The sequence below is a fragment of the Deltaproteobacteria bacterium genome, from assembly GCA_009929795.1.
Lineage (GTDB): Bacteria > Desulfobacterota > Desulfovibrionia > Desulfovibrionales > Desulfomicrobiaceae > RZZR01.
Genome location: RZZR01000102.1, coordinates 1 through 8,316 on the forward strand (window position 1 = coordinate 1; position 8,316 = coordinate 8,316).

An 8,316-nucleotide genomic window follows, 5' to 3' on the forward strand; every position below is an offset into this window, starting at 1 on the left:
CGAGCGGGGACAGATGCAGCAGGCCTTCGAGAACACGGCCGTGGCCCTCCATCTGGATGAGGAGAACGCCCGGGCCCTGAACCTCAAGGGCCTGATCATGGAGGCTACCGGCCGGATTCCCGAGGCCCTGGAGAACTTCCGAAAAAGCTGCGGCATGGGCCACGAACCCGGTTGCCGCAACGACCAACGACTCTTCTACGACTCCCTGTCCGCAAGGTAGGGTTTGGCCTTCGTTCCGACAGCATGGAATACTACAAAATATTCGACCTCGACCGCGAACCTTTCGCCAACACCCCTGACCCGGACTTCTTCTTCGAGGCCCCGGGCCATGTCCGCTGTCTCCAGTCCATCGAGATGGGCGTTCGGCTCCGCCGAGGCCTGAATATCGTCCTCGGGCAGGTCGGAACCGGCAAGACCACCCTCTGCAGACGCTTCCTCCGCTCGCTGGCCCGGGACGAATCAATCAAGCCCTGTCTGATCCTCGACCCCTACTTCTCCTCTACCCGGGAATTCCTCCTAGTCCTGACCAAACTCTTCGGCATGCCAGAGGAACCGCCCACGGTCTCCGAATGGCAGATCAAGGAGAACATCAAGACCAGGCTCTTCGAACTCGGGGTCGAACAGAACAAGACACTGGTTCTGGCCATTGACGAGGGCCAGAAGCTGACTCCCGAGTGCATGGAGGTCCTGCGGGAACTTTTGAACTACGAGACCAACCGCTTCAAGCTCCTGCAGATCGTCATCTTCGCCCAGCCCGAGTTCCTGCCCATCATCAAATCCCTCCAGAATTTCGAGGACCGCATCAACCACCTCCACGTCCTCGAACCTCTGAGTTTTCTGGAGACCGCGGCCATGGTCCGTTTCCGCCTTCAGAAGGCCTCGGAGAGCCGACCCGAGCTTCGCCGATCCTTTTTCTCCTGGCCTGCCCTGTGGCGCATCTACCGAACCACTGGTGGCTACCCCCGCAAGATTGTCAACCTCTGCCACAAGGCCTTCATGGCCATGATCATCCAAAACACCGCCAGGGCCTCCTCGGCCCTGGTCAAGAATTGCCTGACCAAGCCGGTCAAGAAGACCAGGCCGATACTTACGGTGAATATCGCAGCCGCGCTGGTTCTGGTCGCCCTTGGCATCGGGGCCGGGGTTCTCTTCTGGCCCGAACCGGCCCAGACTCCGAGATCTGTCCGCCAGCCCGTTGACAAAGCTGGGCCCCTTGCCTCGGTCGAAGGCCCCGACTCACGCCAGGAAACGTCTACGGCCCCCGAACCCGAGCCCATTCCCGAAACGTCAGTCGAATCTCTGTCAGCCATGGAAGAGCCGACTCCGGCCCAGCAGCACGCCGAACCTCTGGAAGCCGCACCTAATGGCCAACCCGACCCCGTCGAATCAAAGCCGGCCATGGAAGAGACTCTTCATTTTCCTTTCAATGCCTCGACCCAGGCTGAGCCTCCAGCCGAGCCCGCGGTCGAGCCGGTCACGCCGCAATCCGCCGAAGAGACCACTCCCGCACCGAAACCCGAACCCCTCACGGAGCCCCAGCCGGCCCCAGCCCCGCTACGACGGTCCTCGCCACCCACGGACCTCGGCTCAGTCGTTATCCAGGAAGGATTCGTCCCCTATCTCATCGCCCGCCGGGCGACAGGCCTACGTGACATAAAGGACTTGGCCCCTTACATGGACGTCCTCCGGAAAAGAAACAGCCACATTACCGACATCGGTCTAGTCGAGGTTGGTCAGAGACTCATTCTTCCGGCCGTTCCCATGGAAACCTTGGCCAAGGAGCGGTTCTTCGTCGTTCTTGACACAGCCACGGACCTCGAAAGAGCCTTGGCCAAGGCACGCGAGGCCGACCAGAACCCGGCCGGGCCCCTTGCCATGCTCTCTTTTGTTCTGCCCGGAGAGGAGACCGTTCAGTTTGCCCTGGTCCTTCCAAGCCATTTCTCCCAAAGGGATAGGGCCTTGAGGTCCTTGGCCAGTCTTCCGGAACGGGTCCGTTCCGAGGCCCGAATTCTGACCCTGCCGCCCAAAACCGTCCTCTACGCGTCCATTCCGGGGGACCGGAACGCCCTATGAGAATCTCCCAAAAACTTCGGATCGAACCATGGCCCTGAAGAAACGGCTCGGAGAAATGCTCATCGAGGCAGACCTCCTGGATCAGAGTGGCCTTCAGGACGCCCTGCGGCATAAGGGTGAATTCAAGCTCGGCGAATACCTGATCCGCAAGGGCGTCATCAGCGAAGAACAGATCATCGACCTGATCGGGAGCCAGCTCAACATCCAACGCTATACGCCCAAGGCCTACCCCCTGAACCTGAACATGGCCCAGATCCTTCCGGCCGACATCTCCTCCCGCTACAAGACCGCACCACTCCTTCTCAAGGGCAATCTCCTGACCGTGGCCATGGTCGATCCCACGGACATAGAGGCCCTGGACGCCGTGGAAATCTATACTAACCGCGAGGTCGAGCCCCTGATCTGCTCCAACCAGGAATACGAGCAGATCGCATCAGCGCTCTACGGTGGTCGACAGGAAATGGACTCGGTCATGGACAGCGTGGCCAAGGCTCCTGACGAGGAGATGGTCGTCACCCAGGCCCAGGAGGACGTGACACTGTCGACCCTCCAGGACATGGCCGAGGAGGCCCCGGTCATCCGATTGGTCAACTCCATTCTCTCCCAAGCCGTCAAGGAAAAGGCCTCGGACGTCCATATCAGCCCGGAGAAAAAATTCGTCCAGGTCCGTTTCCGCATCGACGGCAAACTCCAGGAGGTTCCGGCTCCGCCCAAGACCATGTTCCTGCCCATCGTCTCCCGGCTGAAGATCTTGGCCAACATGGACATCGCCACCAGCCGCATTCCCCAGGACGGCCGGTTCACCATCAACATGGAACGTCGGGAGATCAACGTCCGAGCCTCGACTCTCCCGACCATCTACGGCGAAAACGTCGTCCTGCGCCTCCTGGACATGAGTGCAGGGGGGCGGACCCTGGACGACCTGGGCATGGACGAGACCGGCTTGGCCAAGATCGAATCGGTCATCTTCAAACCCTACGGCATGATCCTGGCCACCGGGCCCACGGGCTCGGGCAAGAGCACGACCCTGTACGCCATGCTCCATCGCCTGAATCAACCCGACATCAACATCATCACTCTGGAAGACCCGGTCGAGTACCGAGTGGAAAAAGTCCGCCAGGTTCAGCTGAATACCAAGGCCGGCATGACCTTCGCCAGCGGACTGCGCTCCGTGCTGCGTCAGGACCCCGACGTAGTCATGGTCGGTGAAATCCGGGACCACGAGACAGCCAACATCTCCGTTCAGGCCGCCCTGACCGGCCACCGTCTTCTGAGCACCGTCCACACCAATGACGCCGCCGGAGCCATCACCCGCTTCATCGACATGGGCATCGAGCCCTTTCTCATTTCATCAGTCCTTCTGGTCTCCATCGCCCAGCGCCTAGTCCGCCGCAACTGCCCGCATTGCCTTGAAGAATACATTCCCGAACCGGCCGCCATCTCGTTCTGGGGCCTGGACAAAATCCCGAACCCTGTGTTCAAGAAGGGCAAAGGTTGTTTCCACTGCAATCAGACCGGCTACAAGGGCCGTGTGGCCATCTACGAAATCCTGGTCAACGACGATCTGGTCCAGGAGATGACCCTGCGCCGAAGCTCGGCCCAGGAAATCACTGCCGCAGCCCACAATGCCGGAAGGCTGCGGACCCTCAAGGAGGACGCAGCCATCAAAGTCCTCAAGGGGCTGACAACCTTGGAGGAAGCCACCACCGCCGTCATGACCTGAACCCGGGCCGGACCATCATCTCGTCGGCTTCCTGACCGACCGGCCGACCCTGCGAACATACCATGAAATTCGCCTTTACCGCCCTGGACGACTCAGGAACGACAGTCAACGAGGTCATCGAGGCTGACAGCCGCGAAGATGCCATCTCCAAGATTCTGGCCCGGGGGCTCATCCCCCAGAAGGTCGAACAGGAGGACCGGGCCGCCGCTTCAGGCCGAAGCGTCCTGGATATGTTGGCCAAGGTCAAACCCCAGGAGCTCATCCTCTTCACCAAACAATTCCGGACCATGTTCAAGGCCGGCATCTCGGTCATGGACCTCCTCCGGACCCTGGAGGACCAGACCGAGAATCCCAAGCTCAAACGGACCGTGGCCACCATGACCGAGGACATCAAAAACGGCTCATCCCTATACTCGGCCTTTTCCAAACATCCGGGGATCTTCTCGCCCCTGTACTGCAGCATGGTCAGGGCCGGGGAGGCCAGCGGTGCCCTGCCCGAGGTCCTCAACCGCCTGACCTATCTCCTGGACCATGAGTTCTCGGTCCGCAACGACATCAAGTCCGCCCTCCAGTACCCGATCATCGTCGTCATTGCCCTGGGCATCGCCTTCTTCGTTCTCCTGACCTTCGTCATCCCCAAATTCGTAACAATCTTTGAGAGCGCCGGGCTGGACCTCCCCCTGCCGACGGTCATGGCCATCGGCCTCTACCGCATCCTGGCAGACTATTGGTACCTGGTCATCGGAGGGCTGATCGCTTTGATCGTCGGCCTGCGTCTCTATCTCAAGACCCCCAACGGCCGCTACGTCCGGGACCTGATCTTTCTCAAGATGCCGATTCTCGGCCCGGTCTTTCAGAAGGCGGCCATGTCACGGTTCGCCAGCATCTTCGCCATTCTCCAGGCCAGCGGAATCGCTGTCCTGGATACCCTGGACATCTTGTCCGGGACCATCGGTAACGCCGCCATCTCCTGGGAATTCGACAAGATTAAGGAAAGACTTAAGCAAGGCCGCGGAATTTCCGAGCCTCTGCGCAAGGCCAGGTTCTTCACCCCCATGGTCGTGAACATGGTCGCCATCGGCGAGGAATCAGGCAATCTGGACGAAATGCTCAACGAAATTTCGGTCCACTACGATGAGGAAGTGGCCTACGCCGTATCCAAGATGTCCACCAATCTGGGGCCCATCCTCATCGTCGGCCTAGCCGCCGTTGTCGGCTTTTTTGCTCTGGCTATTTTCCTGCCCATGTGGGATCTGACCCAAATGGCTTCCAGATAGAATCGATGGGCCCCCGACGCTTTCTCATCAACATCAGGATCCTCTTCCCCTTCATCGTCGGCGGACTCGTTCTTCTGGCGTTCGTGGTCGGAGTCCAGGCTGGCCATCTCTCCCCAGGGGTTCGGGGTTCAATCTGGCCCCTAATTCTCTGGGCATCGGCCTTGACCGTGACTGGAGCGGGGCTGACCGCCCTGGTCACCTTTCTCGCCCTGCGGCCCATGGAACGCTTCGTTCGGACGGCCCAAGCCCGACTGGCCCGGATGAACAGCCGGGACAAGCCCGTTTCCTCTCCCGGCAACGAGTTTTCTCACTACCACCAAGTGTTTCAGCAGGTCGAGGAAATTCTGGATCTCGTGGACAGCAGGGCCATGTTTTCCGACTTTGTCGGTCACAGCGAGGTCATGCGGGCCGTGTTCGGCCGCATCGTCAAGGTCGCCTCCACTGAATCCACGGTGTTGCTGACCGGCGAGTCCGGGACAGGCAAGGAACTGGCCGCCACCAGCATCCATCGCCTGAGCCCCAGGGCAGAGGGCCCTCTGGTCAAGCTCAACTGTATCTCCATCCCGACCGATTTGCTGGAAAGCGAACTCTTCGGCCACGAGAAAGGAGCCTTCACCGGGGCCACGGCCCGGCGGACCGGTCGATTCGAGGCCGCTTCCGGGGGCACCCTGTTTCTGGACGAGATCGGGGACATGCCCATGGCCACCCAGGGCAAGCTCTTGCGGGTCCTGCAGGAAATGGAATTTGAGCGGGTCGGGGGCAACGAGACCATCCGGGTCGACGTTCGCATCATTGCCGCCACCAACAAGAATCTTGAAACCATGGTCCGGGACAGTGCTTTCAGGGAAGACCTTTTCTATCGGCTCAACATCTTCCCCATCCACATGCCCGAACTGCGTCGGCGGAGAGAGGATATCCCGCCTCTGACGGAATTTTTTCTATCCCGGACCCAAGGAAACCAAGGAATCTCCGAAGAGGCCATGCGTCTGTTGATAGCCCATTCCTGGCCCGGCAATGTCCGGGAACTCAAGAATGTCCTGGAGCGCTCGTCCATCCTGGCCGCCGGTCGGTCCATCGAGCCAGAGCATCTTCCACCGGAAATATCCGGCGGCATCCCTGCTGATCATGGAGACGAAGAGCCCCGGGAATCCAATCTGGACACACACCTCTGGCACGTCGAGCGCAGCCTCATCGTCAGGGCTCTGGAGCAGGCCGGAGGAGTCCAGGCCAAGGCAGCCGAGATTCTGGGAATCAAACCCCGAAGCCTCTGGCATCGGGTCAAGAAATTCGAGATCGACGTCGATCGCTACAAACGATAGCTCCCGCCCCTACTTGGTGCCGAAAATCTTGTCCCCGGCATCGCCAAGACCGGGCAAAATGTAGCCTACGTCGTTCAGCCCCTCGTCCACGGCCGCTGTGTACACGTCCACGTCGGGATGGCGTTCCTCCAGGGACCGCAGACCCTCTGGCGCGGCCACCAGGAAAAGGCCCCGGATGGACCTGCACCCGGCCTTCTTGAGCAGGTCGATGGTAGCCATGAGCGTTCCGCCCGTAGCCAGCATGGGATCGATGATCAGGGCCATGCGTTCCTCAATGTCGTTGGCCAGCTTGACGTAGTACTGGACCGGCTGAAGGGTTTCCTCGTTGCGATAGAACCCCACCACGCTGACCTTGGCCCCGGGAATGAGATCGAGCACTCCGTCCAGCATCCCCAGCCCGGCCCGAAGGATCGGCACCACCGTGACCTTCTTGCCCTTGATCCGCTCCACGGTCACCGGTCCGGCCCAGCCGTTGACGGTCCTGGTTTCTGTCTCCAGGTCCTTGGTCGCCTCGTAGGTCAGCAACCGGGCCACCTCGGAGGCCAGTTCCCGAAAATTCTTGGTGCTGATGTCGTTCTTGCGCAGGAGGCCCAGTTTGTGGCGGACCAGGGGATGGTCCACGATCTTCACAGCCATGAAATGCTCCTTTTGGATTGTGGTTCATGCTTGACGACAGGCCCCGCCCGGGCCTTCGACCCGTCCCTTGGTATAGACGTCAGGCCGAACGGGTCAAGAACGATTTGCGGGCGGGAGGCCGACGTCCGGTGCCAGGGTCTGCCGAACCTTGGTCCACGCCCTTGAAATTCGTCATGATGTCAGGTTTACAGGCGGCGAACCCGGACATAGACTCAAATCTTCACATCAATCACCAAAGGAGAAACGATATGGGTCTTCTGGACCGTAACCCCATCCTGCACTCCATCTTCACGGCCTGGGCCGAGTCGGCCGAGGCCTCGTCCGAACCCGGCCCAGACATCGTCGCACCGGCTCTCGACCAGGGAACCATGGTCCTTTTGCACAACCCGGCCCACAAAAGCGGCCGGCCGGTCCTCATCGGGCAACCGGCCCGAATCAAGATCAACGCCAATCTTGGCACTTCGCCCTTCAAAAGCGACACGAATCTGGAAATGAAAAAGCTCGCCGCCGCGGAACAGGCTGGGGCCCACACGGTAATGGACCTGTCCACAGGCGGCGATCTGGACGCCATCCGCCAAAACATGCTTCGGGCCACATCCCTTGCTCTGGGCACCGTGCCCATCTACGCCCTGGCCCAAAAATTCATCGCCCAGGGGCAGGATCCGGCCGGGATGCAGGCCGACGACCTCTTCGCCGAAATCGAGAAGCAGGCCGTCCAGGGCGTGGATTTCATGACCGTCCACTGCGGGGTCACCGCCCGGGCCGTCGAACTGGCCCGATCCTCGGGCCGACTCATGGGCATCGTCTCCCGGGGCGGGTCCCTCCTGGCCCGATGGATCGAAAAAAACGATCGGGAAAACCCGCTCTACGAACACTACGATCGCCTGCTGGACATCGCCCTGCGCCACAACGTCACCCTGAGCCTGGGTGACGGCATGCGGCCCGGGGCCGTGGCCGACGCCGGGGATACCGTGCAATGGGAGGAGGTCGTTGTCTTGGCCGAACTGGCCCGCCGGGCCCGGGATGCCGGAGTCCAGTCCATGATCGAGGGCCCAGGGCACGTGGCACTGAACCAGGTTCAGGCTCAGATCCAGGGTATCAAGACCCTCTGCCAGTGTGCCCCTCTCTATGTCCTCGGGCCCCTGACCCTGGACACGGCCCCGGGTTACGACCATATCGGCGGGGCCATCGGCGGAGCCTTGGCCGTCATGCACGGAGTGGATTTTTTGTGCTACATTACCCCTGCCGAAAATCTAACACTGCCTAGTGTGGAAGACGTGGCCGCCGG

The 8,316-nt window shown here is 60.8% G+C and carries 6 protein-coding genes; 5 read left to right on the forward strand and 1 reads right to left on the reverse strand.

Annotated elements, in window-relative coordinates:
* The first annotated feature begins 243 nt into the window (after positions 1–243).
* From EOM25_10385 to EOM25_10400, 4 genes are all read left to right on the forward strand, one after another.
* Positions 244–2,073: a hypothetical protein gene (locus EOM25_10385; GenBank protein NCC25585.1), complete on the forward strand. Its 1,830-nt coding sequence runs from the start codon at positions 244–246 to the stop codon at positions 2,071–2,073.
* Between the two features lie 28 nt (positions 2,074–2,101).
* Complete coding sequence (locus tag EOM25_10390; protein NCC25586.1) at positions 2,102–3,796, forward strand: type II/IV secretion system protein; 1,695 nt, start codon at positions 2,102–2,104, stop codon at positions 3,794–3,796.
* A gap of 62 nt (positions 3,797–3,858) precedes the next feature.
* A complete protein-coding gene (locus EOM25_10395) occupies positions 3,859–5,073 on the forward strand; it encodes a type II secretion system F family protein (protein ID NCC25587.1) in 1,215 nt (404 codons plus the stop codon).
* A gap of 5 nt (positions 5,074–5,078) precedes the next feature.
* Positions 5,079–6,392, forward strand: coding sequence for a sigma-54-dependent Fis family transcriptional regulator (locus EOM25_10400; GenBank protein ID NCC25588.1), 1,314 nt, complete (start codon positions 5,079–5,081; stop codon positions 6,390–6,392).
* A gap of 9 nt (positions 6,393–6,401) precedes the next feature.
* Here the strand turns inward: EOM25_10400 and EOM25_10405 are convergent, their stop codons facing one another.
* Positions 6,402–7,028: a uracil phosphoribosyltransferase gene (locus EOM25_10405; protein ID NCC25589.1), complete on the reverse strand. Its 627-nt coding sequence runs from the start codon at positions 7,026–7,028 to the stop codon at positions 6,402–6,404.
* Positions 7,029–7,276: 248 nt separating this feature from the next.
* On the opposite strand from EOM25_10405, the gene thiC reads away from it, so the two are divergent.
* A partial coding sequence (thiC, locus tag EOM25_10410) for a phosphomethylpyrimidine synthase ThiC (protein ID NCC25590.1) occupies positions 7,277–8,316 on the forward strand: 1,040 nt, incomplete at its 3' end.